This is a genomic window from Pseudarthrobacter sp. TRD_SC_9, assembly GCF_055361265.1.
This window is the reverse complement of sequence record NZ_CM143956.1, coordinates 3098909-3115700: the sequence shown is the minus strand read 5'-3', so window position 1 is coordinate 3115700 and position 16792 is coordinate 3098909. Positions and strand designations below refer to the sequence as shown.

12 protein-coding genes and 1 pseudogene are annotated in these 16792 nt (G+C 64.4%); 8 read left to right on the top strand and 5 right to left on the bottom strand.

The features are described 5' to 3' along the window. Positions 1-22: 22 nt before the first annotated feature. The 5 genes from ACWA13_RS14545 (at position 23) to ACWA13_RS14525 (ending at position 5354) form a co-directional block, all read left to right on the top strand. A complete protein-coding gene (locus ACWA13_RS14545; protein ID WP_463934886.1) occupies positions 23-991 on the top strand; it encodes an NAD-dependent epimerase/dehydratase family protein in 969 nt (322 codons plus the stop codon). After that, positions 988-1893 (top strand): 5-dehydro-4-deoxyglucarate dehydratase, encoded by a 906-nt coding sequence (locus ACWA13_RS14540; RefSeq protein ID WP_463934885.1) that lies wholly within the window; start codon positions 988-990, stop codon positions 1891-1893. Before ACWA13_RS14545 ends, ACWA13_RS14540 begins: the two co-directional genes overlap by 4 nt. Next, entirely contained in the window at positions 1893-3020 is a 1128-nt protein-coding gene (locus tag ACWA13_RS14535; protein ID WP_463934884.1) for a mandelate racemase/muconate lactonizing enzyme family protein, read from the top strand. The genes ACWA13_RS14540 and ACWA13_RS14535 overlap by 1 nt, the downstream gene beginning before the upstream one ends. A 5-nt stretch (positions 3021-3025) precedes the next feature. Beyond that, complete coding sequence (locus tag ACWA13_RS14530) at positions 3026-4477, top strand: aldehyde dehydrogenase (NADP(+)) (protein WP_463934883.1); 1452 nt, start codon at positions 3026-3028, stop codon at positions 4475-4477. Between the two features lie 100 nt (positions 4478-4577). Further along, positions 4578-5354, top strand: coding sequence for a CPBP family intramembrane glutamic endopeptidase (locus ACWA13_RS14525; RefSeq protein WP_463934882.1), 777 nt, complete (start codon positions 4578-4580; stop codon positions 5352-5354). On the opposite strand, the gene ACWA13_RS14520 is transcribed toward ACWA13_RS14525, so the two are convergent. From ACWA13_RS14520 to ACWA13_RS14505, 4 genes and pseudogenes are all read right to left on the bottom strand, one after another. After that, a complete protein-coding gene (locus tag ACWA13_RS14520) occupies positions 5351-6472 on the bottom strand; it encodes a M24 family metallopeptidase (RefSeq protein WP_463934881.1) in 1122 nt (373 codons plus the stop codon). The genes ACWA13_RS14525 and ACWA13_RS14520 overlap by 4 nt on opposite strands. Next, entirely contained in the window at positions 6469-8451 is a 1983-nt protein-coding gene (locus ACWA13_RS14515; protein ID WP_463937942.1) for a DUF6807 family protein, read from the bottom strand. The genes ACWA13_RS14520 and ACWA13_RS14515 overlap by 4 nt, the downstream gene beginning before the upstream one ends. 39 nt (positions 8452-8490) lie before the next feature. Further along, positions 8491-9606: pseudogene (locus ACWA13_RS14510) on the bottom strand (acetylxylan esterase); the annotation flags it as partial. 69 nt (positions 9607-9675) lie between these two features. Beyond that, positions 9676-10971 carry an ABC transporter substrate-binding protein gene (locus tag ACWA13_RS14505; protein ID WP_463934880.1) on the bottom strand — a complete coding sequence of 432 codons (1296 nt, stop codon included), beginning with the start codon at positions 10969-10971 and terminating at the stop codon, positions 9676-9678. Positions 10972-11334: 363 nt separating this feature from the next. Between ACWA13_RS14505 and ACWA13_RS14500 the strand changes: the two genes are divergently transcribed. From ACWA13_RS14500 to ACWA13_RS14490, 3 genes are all read left to right on the top strand, one after another. Then, complete coding sequence (locus ACWA13_RS14500; protein WP_463934879.1) at positions 11335-12279, top strand: carbohydrate ABC transporter permease; 945 nt, start codon at positions 11335-11337, stop codon at positions 12277-12279. Further along, positions 12269-13216 (top strand): carbohydrate ABC transporter permease, encoded by a 948-nt coding sequence (locus tag ACWA13_RS14495; protein ID WP_463934878.1) that lies wholly within the window; start codon positions 12269-12271, stop codon positions 13214-13216. The genes ACWA13_RS14500 and ACWA13_RS14495 overlap by 11 nt, the downstream gene beginning before the upstream one ends. Positions 13217-13338: 122 nt before the next feature. Then, positions 13339-14697, top strand: a complete 1359-nt coding sequence (locus tag ACWA13_RS14490) for an ABC transporter substrate-binding protein (protein WP_463934877.1) — start codon at positions 13339-13341, stop codon at positions 14695-14697. Between the two features lie 65 nt (positions 14698-14762). On the opposite strand, the gene ACWA13_RS14485 is transcribed toward ACWA13_RS14490, so the two are convergent. Further along, entirely contained in the window at positions 14763-16778 is a 2016-nt protein-coding gene (locus ACWA13_RS14485) for a beta-galactosidase (RefSeq protein ID WP_463934876.1), read from the bottom strand. Between the last annotated feature and the right edge of the window lie 14 nt (positions 16779-16792).

Genomic DNA, 16792 nt, shown 5'->3' with positions numbered 1-16792 from the left:
CTCCGAAAAGCTAAGGACCAACATGAGCAGGATTTTTGTAACCGGAGGCTCCGGCCGACTGGGCCGCAGCGTAGTGGCCGGGCTGGCTGAAGCGGGACACCAGGTGATTTCCGTGGACCGGGACGCCATTGCGGAGGACCAGTTGCCGGCAGGCGTGATACAGGAAACCGGTGACCTCCTGGCCCCCGGCGAAGCCCTGCGTCTCCTCCGGGAAACCGCTCCCGACGCCGTCATCCACCTGGCCGCAATTGCCGTGCCCTTCAGTGCGCCCGAGGATGTCATCTTTGCCACGAACACGACGCTCGCGTATGCGGTGGTCAGTGCGGCAACGGAACTGGGCGTCGGCAAGATCATCACGGCCAGCAGCCCCACCGTCCTGGGCTACGGCTCACCCGCGGGGTGGCTGCCGGACTCGTTCCCGCTGGACGAACGCACCACGCCCAAACCGTGGAACGCCTACGCGCTGTCCAAGCTGATTGCCGAACAGACCGTACAGATGTTTGCTGCCGCGCAGGGTGACAAAATCCGTTATGCGGCCTTCCGGCCCTGCTACGTGATTTCGCCCGAGGAATGGGAAGGCGCCATCACCCAGCAAGGCCACACGGTTGCTGAGCGGCTCGCCGATCCGGCACTGTCCGCACCGGCGCTGTTCAATTATGTTGACGCCCGTGACGTAGCCGACTTCCTGGACGTCCTGCTGCAGAAGATGGACTCCATCCCCAACGGCGAGACGTTTTTCGTGGGTGCCGCGGATGCGTTGGCCACAGCACCCCTTGCCGAGCTGATGCCCGTATACCTGCCCGGCAGCGACTCCATCAGTGCCGGACTCACCGGAACAAGCCCGGCCTTCTCCATCGCCAAAGCCAGCGAGCTGCTTGGCTGGCAGCCAAAGCGCACTTGGCGCACCGAACTTAAACCCGGCCTCAAAGAGCCGGAACTCTCCATGCTGGCAGCAGCCGGTGCGGGATCCGCAGTCAAGGAGACACCATGAAATTCGACGGCGTACTGTTCTTCCCCGTCACCCCGTTCACTCCCGAGGGCACGGTCGACGTTGATCTGCTCAAGGAGCACATCGCTTCCCGGCTTCCCTACGGTCCTGGTGGCGTGTTCCCCGCCTGCGGTACCGGCGAGTTCCATGCGCTGAGTATCGAAGAGGTCAGCACGGTGGTTACGGCCGCCGTCGAGGTCGTGGCCGGAAAGGTTCCAGTGGTTGCCGGTGCCGGCGGACCGCTGGGCCATGCCGTTGCTGCCGCGCGTGCTGCAGAGGCGGCCGGCGCAGACGCCCTGCTGGTCCTGCCGCCGTACCTGGTGACCGGCCCCACCGAGGGGCTTGTGGCGTACATCGAGGCAGTGGCCAAAGCCAGCGGCCTGCCGGTGATCGTGTACCACCGCGGCAACGCAAAGTTCACCGCTGCGTCCATGGTGCAGCTTGCCGCCAACCCCAAGGTGATCGGCTTCAAGGATGGGTTGGGCGACGTCGGCCTGGCGCAGGAGATTGTCTCCGCCGTCCGCGCCACGGGCCGCGAGGACTTCGCGTTCTTCAACGGCCTGCTGACGGCAGAGCTGACCCAGGGCGCTTACCGCGGCCTGGGCATCCCGCTGTACTCCTCGGCAGCCTTTGCCATGGCCCCGGAGATCGCCAAGGCCTACTACGACGCTTACGAATCCGGGGACGAAGAGCGCCGCAATGCACTGCTGGAAGGCTTCTACGCTCCGTTGGTCCGGCTTCGTGACCAGACTCCCGGCTTCGGGGTCTCATTGATCAAGGCCGGCCTGCGCCTGGCCGGTTTGCCGGTGGGTCCGGTCCGGCCGCCGCTGGTTGACCCCACCGAGGACCAACTGGTGGAGCTGAAAGCCATCCTCGCCAAAGGCTACGAGCTGGCCGGCCGCTGATGAGCGCTCCCGTCGCCGAAGCGCAGGGCCTCCGCACAGTACCGCGAATCACGGGGCTGTCAACGCGGCTGATCACTGTGCCGCTGCGCCGCAGCTGGGGTGTCGAAGCGCCCGAAAACCACGTCATCGTCACCGAAATCCAAACGGATGACGGCGGAGTGGGACACGGTTTCTCCTGGACTCCCACCATCGGCCCCCAAGCGGTCAAAGCCCTCCTTGATTACGACGTCGCACCTTTCGTTGCCGGTCTCCCGGCTCAGCCGGAAACGGTGTGGGACGCCCTGTGGAAACGGCTCCATGAGGCAGGCGGCGGAGGACTGACCACCATCGCAATGGCCGGCGTGGACCTTGCCCTCTGGGATCTGCAGGCGCGGAACGCCGGTACTTCTGTGCCGGCGCTCCTGGGCCAGCGGCAGGAATCCGCCGAGGTCTACGGTTCGGGCGTGAACCTGCACTACACACTTGAGGAACTGGTTGCCCAAACCGAGCGCTGGGTTGCTGCCGGGCACAACGCCGTCAAGATCAAGGTAGGCAAGCCGGACATCCGCGAAGACGCCGAACGCGTGGCCGCCGTCCGCTCCGTGCTGGGGCCCGACCGCAAGCTGATGATCGATGCCAACCAGCGCTGGGACCTGCCTACCACGTTCCGCGCCCTGGACGTGCTGGCCGGCTTCGGACTGGAGTGGCTTGAAGAGCCCATCCGGGCCGATGACCTGTGGGCCTACCGGCGGTTGCGCAAGCATTCGCCGGTACCCATCGCGCTGGGCGAAAACCTGCACACCATCTACCGCTTCCGTGATTTCATTGAGGCGGAAGCGGTAGACATCATTCAGCCCAACATCATCCGGGTGGGCGGCATCACCCCGTTCCGCCGCATCGTGGAACTGGCCCGCACTAACAGCATCCGTGTGATGCCCCACCTGCTGCCCGAGCTTTCCGGACAGCTGGCACTGACCCTCGCGGAGCCCACCCTGGTGGAGGATGTTGAGGACGCATCCTTTGAGCAGCTGGGCATCCTGGCCGCCCCGGCGCCGGTCAGGTTCAGCAACAGCCGCGTGACCCTGGCCCACCAGCCGGGGCTGGGCTTCCGCTTTGCTTCCAGTAATCCAGACACAGAGAACAGGTAACCCACGTGACTACTGCAACTCTTTCCTTGTCAGAGCTCACCGCTGCCGCCACTGAGGCGGCAAAGATTTCAGGTGCAGCTTCCGACGCCGAACGGGCTGGCTGGCTGACCGCCGTCGCTGATGCGCTGGATGCCAATGCAGCCGAACTCGTAGAGATTGCCGATTCGGAGACCAGCCTGGGTGTCGCGCGGCTGACCGGAGAGGTGGCGCGGACCACCGGGCAGCTGCGGCTTTTTGCGCGGGTCATCACCGAAGGCTCCTACCTTGAAGCCGTCATTGATCATGCCGATCCGAACGCCACGCCTCCCAAGCCGGACCTTCGCAGGGTTTTGCGGCCCATCGGCCCCGTTGCCGTGTTCTCGGCCTCGAACTTTCCCTTCGCCTTCTCGGTAGCCGGTGGAGATACCGCCTCTGCCCTCGCCGTGGGCTGCCCGGTGATCGTCAAGGCGCACTCCGGTCACGTCCGCCTCTCGGAGCGGACCGCCGAACTGGTTACCGGTGCACTGCGCTCCGCCGGCGCTCCGGAAGGCATCTTCGCCCTGGTCAGCGGCCGTGAAGTGGGCACCGCGCTGGTCCAGGATCCCGCCATCAAAGCTGTGGGCTTCACCGGCTCCATTCCCGGTGGCCGGGCACTGTTCAACCTGGCCACGTCCAGGCCCGAACCCATCCCGTTCTACGGTGAACTGGGCAGTCTGAACCCCGTAGTCATCACGGCCCCTGCATTGGCTGAGCGTTCAGAGCAGCTCGCTGCCGGGCTTGCTGCGTCGTTCACGCTGGGCGCCGGGCAGTTCTGCACCAAGCCGGGCCTGGTCTTCATCCCCGCCGGAACGGAATTTGCCGGGCAGCTTGCGGAAGCCACCAAGGACAAGCCGGCAGCCGGCATGCTCACCAGCCGGATCGCGGAGGCTTATCCGGAGGGCCTGCGCACTTTTGCCGGCGTACCCGATGTCGCCGTTGTCAGCGGCACGGTGGACCAGGACGCTGCAGCAAACGGAGCGGCGCCGGTGGTCTTCTCCACCTCCGCAGCCAACGTCCTGGAGCGGCCTTCTGAGCTTTTGGAGGAATGCTTCGGCCCCACCACTTTGCTGATCGAGTACTCCGGTCCTGAGGAACTTTCTGCAGTCCTGGCCAAGGTTCCGGGCAGCCTCACCGCTACTGTGCATGCCCAGCCGGACGAAGATGTTTCCGCGCTGGTTGACCAGGTGTCCGAGCTGGCCGGCCGGGTCCTGTTCAACAGCTGGCCTACTGGCGTTGCGGTTAACTGGGCACAGCAGCACGGCGGCCCCTACCCGGCCACCACGTCCCTGTTCACCTCGGTAGGAGCGACGGCGGTCCGCCGGTTCCAGCGCCCGGTTGCGTTCCAGGACGCACCTGAGGCCGTCCTGCACCCGGCACTGCGGGAAAGCAACCCGCTGGGTATTCCCCGCCGTGTGGACGGCGAACTGGTACTTCCGTAAACGAAAAACCCCGGCTTGTGGAGTTATCCCCGGCGCATCCGCTGGTGATTACTCCACAAGCTGGGGTTTTCTGTTCAAGCCCGTCCCGTACACTGCCCGCATGACCGGGGGACAGTGGCGGAGTGTGGGTTTTAGTGTGCTCGTTCATGCCGTTCGCTTTGGTGTGATCATGGGAGCCCTCTGGCTCGCGCCGCTGCTGGGCATCACCGGCTGGTACATGGGGCTGTTCGCCAATGCTCTTTGCGGGGTCTATGCCGCGGCGCTCATCACCTACTACCGCCTCTGGCAGACCATTGGAATAGGGCAGCTGTGGCGCGGCCGGACTGCCGCCTTGTTCCTGTTGGTTCCCCTGGCGGAGGCGCTGGCCTGGATTCTGCCGGACGGCCTTGCTTTTGTGCCGCCGGGCTTCGGCCTTTGGGCGCTTACGCTTCTGCTGGTCGGTTTCAACGAGGAACTCATCAGCCGCGGCCTGGTCCTCAACCGCTTACGGCAGGAGTTCGGAGCCTTTCCGGCCGTCATCCTGACCGGCGCGCTGTTCGGTCTGCAGCACCTCTCGCTGTTCGGAACCTCGGACCGCGGCGCGTATGAAATCCTCACCAACGTGATCATGTCCGGAACAGTCGGCTTCGCTTTTGCCGCCTACCAGTACCGCTTCAGCTGGATCTGGCCCCTGATGGTCCTCCACGCACTCGCGGACTTCACCGCCATCTGGGCCCGCTCGCCGCACGGTGACCTCTTCGCCGCCGGAACCGCTGTGGTGTTCGTGCTGTACGGGGTAGGGGTGTTGCGGGGCCGTAGCAAGGTCGCCCACGGGACGGCCGGGGAACCGAAGCCCTTGAACTTCGCTCCCCGGCCACCAGCGACCACGCAGACCTAGAGCTGCAAGGTAGCTGGACGCGCTATTCCATTCACGGTAGTGACGGGCCAACGGGGATCCACTGTCAGCACTTTCAGGCCGGATTCGCTCAGCTGGACCGTGTCCTCGATCTTCACGCCGGGCCCGGACGGGTTCCAGGTGAACGCCTGGTTCAGTACCACCTGGTCGGTAGAGGAGGCGGTGACGCGCGGATCGCGGCCGGCGTAGCCTGCGGGACCGCCCTGATGGTGCAGCTCCCACTGTTCGGGGCCGAACCCATGCCGCGGGTAGGCGGCCTTGATTTCGCCGAAGATCCGGTCCAGGCCGGCACCGGGAACGGTGGCATCGAAAATATCGGCTTCGACGGCGGCAATCCTGGCCTCGGCGTCGCGTTCCTGGGGAGTGGAGGCGTCGAACCGCACCCAGCGGGTGATATTGACAATGAGCCCGTTCCGCCGGGCACAAACCACAGCCATGGCGCGGCGGCCCAGGGGAGTGTGCGTGGCCAACGGGTGCCGGAATGCGCTCCGGGAACTGCCGTTGCAGAGCAGCACCAGCGGCTCCGCGCCCGCAGCAACCACTCGGCCGGCCAGCTGGGACATCAGCCCAAACTCGGTGGTGGCCGGCGTGGCCAGTGACAATACATCGGTCATCATCTCCGCGACTTCGGCACCGAGCTGCGCGTAGCGGGCGCTCTCTCCCGGGAGCAGCTGCTGGCGTGCGGCCCGGAGCTCATTGACGACGTCGGCCTCGGTCAGCGGCGCAGTACTCCCCACGGCTGCGGCCGTTCCGTGCAGGTCCCCGTACCAGGGCACGCTGTGCAGCGTCACATTCGCGGGGAGTTCCTCGGCAGCGATCCGCTCGGCCTCGTTGTTGAAGGTAACCAGGTGATCGCCCTGCCGGTCCACCAGGACGGCTGCGATGGGGTCCCCCGCGAGGCTGATGTGGACGCGGCTGCCGTCCAGGTACCAGGTCAGCGCCGTGTTGCTGGTCAGCAGTACGGAGTCCCGGCCGGCGGCGTCGAGGATGCCCAGGACCCGCTGCCGTTTGACCTCCCGGTCTGCGGGGGCGGCCACGTGCGGCAGGCCTTGTGCATGTTCTGCCGTGAAGCTTGCGGCTCCGGCGGTTGTCTGGCTCATGAACGGCCCTTCTGGTGGTTTATCAGTTCTTCAATGTCTGCCGTGCCCAGGATGCCGTCGGCCACGAAAACGGTGACGCTGCGGCGGACCGGGGAGCCGGGTTGGGCAATGACGGGTGCGTCCCACGCCAGCGACTGCCCCACGCCCGGATACCCCTCCACCCGCACGAACCAGGGGTCTGTGGACCCCTGGGCCGTAACAAAGACGAGTGTCGCGTTGCCAGGTGACGTGGCGCCGTCGAGCTTTCCTGACTCAAACTTTCCTGACCAGGCGAGCCAGGGCGTTACGCTGCCATGCACTTCTGACTCACCCGAACCGTCGGGTGTCCAGACTGTGGTGCCATCGCAGGCGGGGAGCCGCCAAAAGAAGCCGCCGTAACCGCCTTCGTGGCGCCCGTTGGAGCCGGGACTGCCCAGGCTGACCGGGTCCGTTCCGGCGGCGGAGAGCGCAAAGTCAAGTGTCAGGCGCCAGGTAGAGGGGCTTACTCCCGCTAACTCCCAGGTGCGTTCCTCGGTAAGGATGGGGCCGCCGTCGGGCCCGTTCCAGGAGAGAGATTCGCTGAGCAGGCCGGGGCCGGACTGAAACACACCGGTGCGGTGGATGCTGCCGTGGTCCGGGCGCCACACGTACTGTCCGGCTTCCCTGGTGTAGGTGCGGCCGCCCCAGAAGTTGACGCCGTCCACATCCTGCAGGGCCACGCCGACGCCGAGGTGCCACACGTGGTCCAGCGGCTGATGGTCCGTGACGATGGTGCCTGCCAGTGTGCGGACCGGGTGCAGGTAGGGTCGGGGCGACGAGACGGCGCGGATACGGCTGCCATCCTGATAATCCGCGACGGGCTGCCCATCGATGGTGAGGGTGGAGACCGGGGGCAGGGAGCGGGCCCAGGGAACGCCGAGTTCCGCGAAGGTGGCCTGCGCCTTGGCAGCCCGTTCGATCAGCGTACTGACGCCGTGGACAACCGCATGGGCATCGTCTCCCTCGCCCTCCCACGTGAGGTGTTCGGCGGGGATCTGCTTCGGCGCCGGAGCGGTGCGGATGGCTTCCAGGACGCTGGTGAAGGCCCCACTGGCGGCCAACGAACTCAGCAGCGGCGTGCCGTCTGACCGGGCCGCCAGCAGGTTCTCCAGGAGATCCATGCGGCCGAAGTTTTCCCGGCGCTCGCCGTCGGGAGTGGTGATGAGCACCTCGTCTTCCGTATAGAAGAGCGTGATCTCGCCGCGCGTTCCGTGGACGGTGACCGTAGGCTTCTGCTGCTCGGGCGCGCACAGGGTCAGGGCGCAAAGCAAGGTCTGGCCTGCAGTTGTGCGGATCCGGAGCACCGAAGTGTCATCGCTCTCAGTCGGGTGGGCACGGTAGAGGTCCGTTTCCACGGAAGCCACGTCTGCAACAGTGCGGGCGCCGGCCATGGCCAGTCCCGTGGCGACGGCGTGGGCCAGCGCGTTGGTGCCAACGCCGTCCACTACGTCCACCCCGTTCAGGCTGCGCTTTCCCGCCCAGGCTGAGCGCTTGAAGTAGCCGGTAGTCCGGAGCCACTGGCCCTTGGCGCTGAGGCCCAGGACATCCCCGATTCCACCATGGGCCACAAGATCCCGGATGGCCGGAAGGGCCTCAGATCCCAGGCTCTGGAAACCCACCTGGACCAGGCGGCCGGCTCCGGTGGCGGCGTCGAGCACTTCCTGGAACTGGGCCATAGAGGCCACCGGCGGCTTTTCCACATACACGTCGGCCCCGGCGTTCAGGGCTTTTACGGCCAACGGCGCGTGGGTCTGGATGGGGGTGGCCAGGATGACAACATCGGCCGCCGGGCCGGAGGCCAGGAGCTGGTCCAGGTCGCTGAAGACCTTCACGGAATCGGCAAGCCGGCCGGCCTCCGGAGGGTTGGGATCTGCCACTGCCACCAGTTGCAGTGTCCCGGCGGCTTCGAGCCGGGCCAGGTTGGCCAGGTGGCGCTCGCCAAAACCATGCACGCCCACCAGGGCAACACGGGGCCGCCGCTTTCTGACCGGGGGAGGGCCGAGCCGGGAGGCAAGGAAACCGATAGCCTCGTTTTGCATCTCGACAGTAAACGCATGGCCGCCGGACCAGAAACTTCCCGTGTAGCCGTCCGGATGCAGCGCTTCGAGCTTGCGGTGGGCCTCGCGCATACCGGATTCCGGAAACAGCTGGTCGGCCAGGGCGTACTGCACCAGGAAACCTTCAGCCGAAGACCGTCCGGTCAACTCTGGCCAGTCGCCCAGCTTCCACAATCCGGGAGTCTGCAGAAGCCAGGAGTGCGCATCCAAATGGGCGGGCAGCAGGGACTGGAATGTGGTCATCATGCACGTCACCACGTAGCTGCGGATCCGTGCGCTGAGCGCCGCCAAGGCCATTGCCCGGCCTCCACCGCCGGAAAACCCTATGCAGCCCAGCCGGGTCTCGTCGACGTCGGGCAGTGCAGCCAGGATCTCCAGGGCTGCCAGGTCGTCATGCGCAACCGTGCCGGCGAAGCTGGTGCCCAGCAGCCCGGCAGCCTTGGCCATGGTGTCCTCGTGGATGGCTGCAGCGGCGTTGTAACGTTCGGCTTCGGAAGGCACGACGCCGTCCTGCCGCCATTGCGCTTCCTTAGCCTCGAGTGCCGAGGCAGTCCGCCACGGCGGGGTGTCAAGGTCAAAGCGGCGGCTGCCCCAGGCGAAGGTGTCGTGGGCCAGGACAGCGAAGCCACTGCGGGCGATCTCCGTGGCGAGGGCCCGGCCGTCGTACTGGCCGGCCTTCGATGCCTCGGCCAAAGGGTGTGAGGCGGGCAGTTCCACCAGCCGTTCCGCGCCGTCAAACTTGTTGCCGCCGTGGCAGTGCAGGGCAAGAACACCCGGCAACGGCCCTTTACTTCCGGCCGGACGGATGAGCCAACCGTTAGTTAGCGGCCCGAACCCCAACTGCCAGCTGAGCTGGGACGTGGTGACGCCGTCGTGCGTTTCCTCCCAGTGGACCGTCACCTCAGGGGTAGCGGGAACGCCCGGGACCCCCAGCGCATCAGCAAGCTCCTGGGCTGCCGGATGGGCAGCCTGGTAGCGGGGGTGCGCCTGAACATAGGCAGGCCAGTCGCTATAACCGGCGATGGCACTGGACCGTACCGGCGGGGTGTTGATGCTCACTGGCCTGCCTACTGTTCAAAAGGGACGGTGCCCAAGGGTCAACGGGATTCAAAGGTACTGCTGTTGGGGCTAGCCCAGGTTCTGGTTTACCTCGGAGATGAACCCCTTGGCTGCGTCCTGCGGGCTGATCTTGCCGAAGAGCACATCAGTCATAAAGCGGTTCTGGACCTCCATGGTGGCGGAGGATCCGGCCGGGAACGGCAGCGGCGGATCAATCTTCATTTCGGCAATCCGGTCCAGGTATGCGGCCTCCTTCTGCTGCGATTCCTTCAGAAGGGGTTTGATGCCGGCCTTGAGCTCGGTGTTGGCGGGCATGCCACGGTCGCTCTTGATCTTGGTGGCGGCGTCCATGTTGTTGACCAGGTAGTTGATGAACTTGGCCGCTTCCTTGGGGTGTTCAGACTTCGAGGAGATGGCGTACTCCATGGAGGAGCGCAGCCAGGTTCCGGGCTTCTTGCTTTCGTTGGGGAGCTTCATCATGACCAGCGGCGAGCCGGAGTAGGAGTTCATCTGGTTGCTCCAGGAGATCTTCATGCCCTGCTTGCCCTGTCCCATGAGGGTCATCTCGGGCTGGGCGGAGCCGTCCTCGACAGTCTGGGAGGCCGACGGTGCGCCACCGGAGTCCATCAGTTTCTTGTTCATCTCGAACCACTCAGCCGCGGTTCCCTCACTGATGCCCAGCTTTTTGCCATCGTCAGTGTAGAGCTTTTCGCCGTGCTGGCGGGCCCATACTGCGAGGAAGGAATCGTTGGCCATGGGCGTGGTTCCGAAGGTGCCCGGGGATGAGTTCTTGGTGATTTCTGCGGCGATCTCCGCGTAGTCGTCCCAGGTCCAGGTTTCGTCATCCGGCAGCTCTACGCCTGCGGCTTCGAAGACCACCGGATCGATCACCATGGACATCGAGTTGACGCCGGCGGTGATGGTGTACTGCTTGCCGTCGATCTGGCCCAGCTCTACGGTGCCCTCGGCGAATTTCGAGGTGTCGATCTCGTCCTTGACGGTATCGAGGTCCAACAACACACCGCGGGTTGCATATTCACTGGGGTAGGCGCCGCTCATGGCGAAGACATCGGGAGTGGTGCCGCCGGCGATCTGGGTGGCCATCTTGTCCCAGTAGGAGCTGAACTCGGTGTTCTCGCCCTGTACCTTGATCGTGGGGTTTTCCGCCTCGAACGCGGCGATGACCTCCAGGGTGGTCTTTGCCCGGGAATCGTTGCCCCACCACGCGAAGCGGATGGTGACGGGATCTTCGACCGTTCCCACCTTTGCGGCCTGGGTACCGCCGCCGCAGCCGGTCAAGACCAATGCCAGGGCCGCCGTTGCTCCGGCGACCCCCAGCCCAGATTTCTTGAGACTAAACTTCATCGTTCCGTGCCCCTCAGTGTTGGATGGTGCGTCTGTGACCTGCACAACAGAAAACGCTTTCTCAAAAAGTAACAAAGGGCTATGCAGGAGTCAAGAAAACGTTTACTTTGGTAGCAAGCCGCTTTCCGGCCGGACCTCCCAGCAAGGGGTCCGGGTTGGCAAAGAGCAACTGTTTCACATCTGCAGCTGGCCGTCTTCGGGACAGCCGCGGACACTTGTATGATCGCCCCGGCGATCACCACTTACGTGGACGGCCACGATGACCAAAGGAGACCACATGGCCGCTAGATCTACTACCAGGACCCCCCGCACGGCAGCTATGCCGGTAGTGGCGGGCCTGTCGTGCAGAAAGGAACTGCGCCGATGAGCGCTATCAGCGAACTCAGTTCCATTACCCGGCGGAAGGGCAAGATCACCGCTGAGGAGAAGAAGGCCAACGGCCGTGACAACAAGGCGGCCTACATCTTCCTGCTGCCGTGGCTGGTTGGCTTGGTGGCTATCACCATCGGCCCCATGCTGATGTCCCTGTACTTGTCCTTCACGGATTACAACCTGCTGCAGCCGCCGGAATGGTCAGGCCTGGACAACTTCACCCGGATGCTGACCGATGCGCGGCTGCATAACTCGCTCGGCGTGACCTTCACCTACGTGTTCGTTGGTGTTCCGCTGCAGCTCGCCGTGGCGCTGCTGATCGCACTGGTTTTGGATAAGGGTCTGCGCGGGCTGCCGTTCTACCGCTCGGTGTTCTACCTGCCGTCCCTGCTTGGCGGTTCCGTTGCTGTGGCTATCTTGTGGAAGCAGATTTTCGGTACCACGGGTCTGGTGAATCAGGTCCTGGCGATGTTTGGTATCCAAGGCCCGGGCTGGATCTCCGATCCCAGTACGGCGTTGGGCTCCATCATCCTGCTGCACGTCTGGACCTTCGGTGCCCCGATGATCATCTTCCTTGCCGGCCTGCGCCAAATTCCGGTGATGTATTACGAGGCTGCCAAGGTTGACGGGGCCACCACGCTGCAGCAGTTCTGGCGAATCACGATGCCGATGCTCAGCCCCATCATCTTCTTTAACCTGGTGCTGCAGATCATCGGTTCGTTCCAGTCGTTCACCCAGGCGTTCATCGTCTCAGGCGGCAACGGCGGGCCTTCGGACTCCACGATGTTCTTCACCCTCTACCTCTACCAAAAGGGATTCGGCCAGTTCGAGATGGGCTACGCGTCCGCGATGGCCTGGTTCCTGCTGGTCATCATCGGTGTCTTCACCGCCATTAACTTCATCGCTTCCAAGTATTGGGTTTTCTATGACGACTAAGCTTCAGACGCTGCCCGCCCCGGACAAGAACTCTGCCGGCGCCGGTAAGCCTAAGAACCCCCGCAAGGCCAAGATCCGCGCATCCCGGGGTGGCTTGGCCTTCAGCCGCCGCCAACGCCTTAACGGCCTGACCAAACACGCCATCCTGATCCTCGCCGGCGGGCTGATGATCTACCCGCTGCTGTGGATGGTCGTTTCGTCACTGCGTCCCAACGAGCTGATCTTCCGCGAACCCGGCCTCTGGCTCAACAGCCTGGAAATGAGCAATTACACCTCCGGCTGGTCGGCGCTGACGCACCCGTTCGGCCACTACATGCTCAACTCCGCCGTGGTTGTTATCGGCTCCATCCTGGGCAACCTGATTTCCTGCTCCATGGCCGCCTACGCATTCGCCCGGCTGCAATTCACTGCCAAGAAGCTGCTGTTCGGCATCATGCTGCTGACCATCATGTTGCCCTTCCACGTGGTGATCGTGCCCCAGTACATCCTGTTCTCCCAGATCGGCTGGGTTAACACTTTCTGGCCGTTGCTGGTACCGAAGCTGCTCGCCACCGACGCGTTCTTCGTGTTCCTCATGGTCCAGTTCATCCGCGGCATCCCCAAGGACCTGGACGAGGCCGCAAGGATCGACGGCGCCGGACACCCCCGGATCTTCCTCCAGGTGATCCTGCCGCTGATGGTCCCGGCCCTGGCCACCACCACCATCTTCACCTTCATCTGGACCTGGAACGATTTCTTCGGCGCCCTGATCTACCTCACAAACCCGGACATGTTCACCGTCCCCGTCGCCCTGCGCGCCTTCGTCGACTCCCAATCCGCCACCAGCTGGGGATCACTGTTCGCCATGTCCATCGTGTCCCTGCTGCCGGTATTCCTGGTCTTCCTCTTCGGCCAGCGATTCCTCATCAAGGGCATCGCCACCACCGGTATCAAGTAAAAACACCCGGGGGGATCTTGTAATACAAGTCCTGCACTTATAACCTCAGGTGCAGAGAACGCAGTTCGCGCGTATCCCCGAATCTCCCCAACCATCTGGATCAAAGAAGATCGGAGCACCAAGTGCCGCTTTTTTCCCGCTCGAAGTCTGAGCCACAGGCACAGACCCCTTCCACCGGTGGCTCGCGCCGCCGCCTCAGGGGCACTGGCATCATTGCTGCCGCAGCCGCCGTCGTCATGGGCCTCAGTGCCTGCGGCAGCGGGGAAGCTGCCCCGCAAAGCGCTGACGGAGTCGTTGAACTCCGCTTCTCCTGGTGGGGAGGCGACAAACGTGCGCAGCTGACCCAGGACGCTATAGCCGCGTTCGAGGCAGCAAACCCCAACATCAAGATCAAGCCCGAATACGGCGACTGGAGCGGTTACTGGGACAAGCTGGCCACGCAGGTCGCGGCCAACGACGCCCCGGACATCATCCAGATGGATGAGAAGTTCCTGACGGAGTATTCCAGCCGTGGTGCCCTGCTGGACTTGTCCAAGTACGACGTCGACACCTCCAAGTTCGACAAGGCGGCCCTGGAGGCGGGCAAGAGCGAGGACGGGCTGACCGGAATCGCCGCCGGCATCAACGCCGCCACCATCCTGGCGAACCCCGCGGTGTTCGAAGCGGCCGGCGTCGCATTGCCGGATGACACCACCTGGACGTGGGAAGACTTCGAAAGCATCGCGGCCGAGGTGACCGAGAAGTCGCCCGCAGGAACGTACGGCGCGGCCGCTTACGGAACCGACGAGGCTTCCCTCGGAGTGTGGCTGCGCCAGAACGGCAAGTCGCTGTACACCTCCGACGGCAAGCTGGGCTTTGAGCCCAAGGACATCGCCGAGTGGTGGGCGTTCCTGAAGCAGATGAGCCAGAACAAGGCAGTGCCCACCGCTTCCGAGGTGATTGAGGCCGAAGCCGCTCCGCTGGACCAGAGCGGGCTGGCAACGGGCAAGAACGCCATGGCGTTCTGGTGGTCAAACCAGGCTCCTGCACTGGAAAAGGCCTCCGGCGGCGACCTGAAGATCCTTCGGTTCCCCACCAAGACCGGATCCGCCGCTGATGCCCAGCTCTGGTACAAGGCATCGCAGTTCTGGTCTGCATCGTCACGGACCAAGCACCCGGAGGAAGTAGCCAAGTTCATTGACTTCCTGGCCAATGATGTCAAGGCGGGCGAGGCCCTGCTGGCTGACCGCGGCGTTTACCCGAACTCCGATGTCCGTGCTGCGATCGAATCGAAGCTGACGCCTGCGGACGCGAAGGTCGTGACGTTCATCAGCGAGATCGAAGATGAACTGGGCGAGCCTCCGGCCCTGCCTCCCAAGGGTGCCGGCGCCATCCAGGAAATCGTCAAGCGCTACACCTCTGAGGTGTTGTTTGAGCGGCTTTCCACCGATGAAGCAGGCAAAAAGGCCCATGATGAGATGGCTGCCGCGATCAGCAGCTAGCTCTACTCCAAACCCAGTCCCGGCAGGAACCACATGGTTCCTGCCGGGACTGGTTGTTAACGGTGTTAACCCTCTGAAATCACCGCCACGGCACCAGCCGGGACGACACCATCGAACGCTGCTCCGGTGAGCAGGTCCACCCCTGTCGCCTTGACCGAGGCGTCCCTGCGGGAGTGATTGATGGCGAACAGGAATGTGGCGCCGTCGTCGGAGGTCCTGCGGATGAGTTCGACGCCCGGGTCAGCTACGGCCAGGGGCTCGACGCCGGCGTCTGCCAGCAGCCGTTCCACCAACGCGTCGATTCCGTTGCTGTCCGGGAGAGTGGCCAAGTACCAGGCGGAGCCGTCGCTAACGGTCTGCCGGGTCAGCGCCGGAACGCCTTCCAGCGGGTATTCCGTGAAGGTGGACAGGGCCTTGGCGCCCGTGAGATGGACGTGCTCGCTCCAGACGGATGCTGCGGTGCCGCCGCTCAACCTCAGTTCCACGCCCTCCAGCAGCGGGTGGAACTCCTCTACCCGGATGCCCAGCAGGTCCCGGAACGCGCCGGGGTAACCGCCCAAACGGATGTGATCCTGCTCGTTCACGATTCCGCTGAAGTAGCTGACCAGGACGGTGGCGCCGCCGGCAGCGGCAGCAGCAATCGAGGCAGCCGCGGAGTCCGTGACGGAATAAAGCGTGCAGACCAGCACCAGGTCGTAACCTTCCAGTGATGCCGAAGGGTGCACCAGGTCGACCGAGATTCCCCGCATCACCAGCGCCCGGTGGAAGGCCCGCATCACGGCCAGGTACTTTACGTCCTGGCTCGGCTTGGAATCGATCTCGCTGGCCCACCAGGCCTCGTAGTCGAACACAATCGCCACACGGGACTTCACTCGCGATCCCCGGACAGGTGCCAGCTTCTTCAGGGCGTCACCCAGTTCCACCACTTCGCGCCACACCTTGGTATCGCGGCCGGCGTGGGGAACCATGGCTGAGTGGAATTTTTCCGACCCGGCGAAACTCTGCCGCCACTGGAAGAACATAATTGCGTCCGCGCCACGGCCAAGGTGGGAGAGGGAGTTACGCAGCATTTCGCCCGGCATCTTGGGCTGGTTGCGCGGCTGCCAGTTGACGGCCGACGTCGAATGTTCCATCAGGATCCACGGCGCGCCGCCCGCAATTCCACGGGTGAGGTCCGCGCTGAACGCGAGCTCCAGGTGCCGTTCAGGATCGGCCGCGACAAGGTAATGATCATTCGCGATCACGTCCAGGTCCTTGGCCCAGTCGAAGTAGTCCAGCATCTTGGTGGCACTGGACGCCATCAGGTTGGTGGTGGCAGGTATGTCCGGCGTCACCTCGCGCAGGACGGCCAGCAGTTCCCGGTAGTAATCCATGAAGGCCCACGAGTTGAAGCGCATGAAGTCCAGCTGCTGCCCGGGGTTCAGGGTGGTAGGCGCGACGCCGGGCGGCAGGATTTCGTCGAACGAACCATAGTTCTGGGACCAGAAGGCTGTGCCCCAGGAGGCGTTCAGCGCGTCGATGCTGCCGTACCGGCGCTCCAGCCAGGCGCGGAACGCGGCCGCGTCTTCCGGTCCGTGGAATTCGCCCACGTGGCAGCCAAGTTCGTTGTCCACGTGCCACAGTGCCAGGGCGGGGTGGTCTTTGTACCGTTCGGCCAGGACACGCGTAATGCCAGTGGCGTAGCGCCGGTAAACGGCCGACGACGGCGTGTAGTGCCGCCTTGAGCCCGGGCCCAGCGTGGTTCCGTCAGCGGTGACCGGGAGGATTTCCGGGTGCTTGCGCACGAGCCAGGCCGGGGGAGCGGCGGTTGCCGTGGCGAGGGCCACCTTGATGCCGCTGGCGGCCAGGTTGTCCATGACCTCGTCGAGCCACCCGAAGTCATAGCTGCCCTCGGCCGGTTCAAGCAGTGCCCAGGAGAAGATTCCGACACTGAGGAAGTTCACCCCGGCCTCCTTCATGAGCTCCAGGTCTTCAAGCCGGACGTCCCGGGGCCACTGCTCCGGGTTGTAGTCGCCGCCGTAGGCGATGCCATCCAGGGCGCTCCAGACGCTGGCGGGCTGAACGCTGTCCTCGTGGGTCATGGGACTCCTTTGTC

What these genes read in the sequence shown, in the direction of transcription:
- ACWA13_RS14505 (WP_463934880.1), bottom strand. Translation starts at nt 10,971, where the DNA reads ATGAAGTTTAGTCTCAAGAAATCTGGGCTGGGGGTCGCCGGAGCAACG.
- ACWA13_RS14535 (WP_463934884.1), top strand. Translation starts at nt 1,893, where the DNA reads ATGAGCGCTCCCGTCGCCGAAGCGCAGGGCCTCCGCACAGTACCGCGA.
- ACWA13_RS14540 (WP_463934885.1), top strand. Translation starts at nt 988, where the DNA reads ATGAAATTCGACGGCGTACTGTTCTTCCCCGTCACCCCGTTCACTCCC.
- ACWA13_RS14545 (WP_463934886.1), top strand. Translation starts at nt 23, where the DNA reads ATGAGCAGGATTTTTGTAACCGGAGGCTCCGGCCGACTGGGCCGCAGC.
- ACWA13_RS14520 (WP_463934881.1), bottom strand. Translation starts at nt 6,472, where the DNA reads ATGAGCCAGACAACCGCCGGAGCCGCAAGCTTCACGGCAGAACATGCA.
- ACWA13_RS14500 (WP_463934879.1), top strand. Translation starts at nt 11,335, where the DNA reads ATGAGCGCTATCAGCGAACTCAGTTCCATTACCCGGCGGAAGGGCAAG.
- ACWA13_RS14525 (WP_463934882.1), top strand. Translation starts at nt 4,578, where the DNA reads ATGACCGGGGGACAGTGGCGGAGTGTGGGTTTTAGTGTGCTCGTTCAT.
- ACWA13_RS14495 (WP_463934878.1), top strand. Translation starts at nt 12,269, where the DNA reads ATGACGACTAAGCTTCAGACGCTGCCCGCCCCGGACAAGAACTCTGCC.
- ACWA13_RS14485 (WP_463934876.1), bottom strand. Translation starts at nt 16,778, where the DNA reads ATGACCCACGAGGACAGCGTTCAGCCCGCCAGCGTCTGGAGCGCCCTG.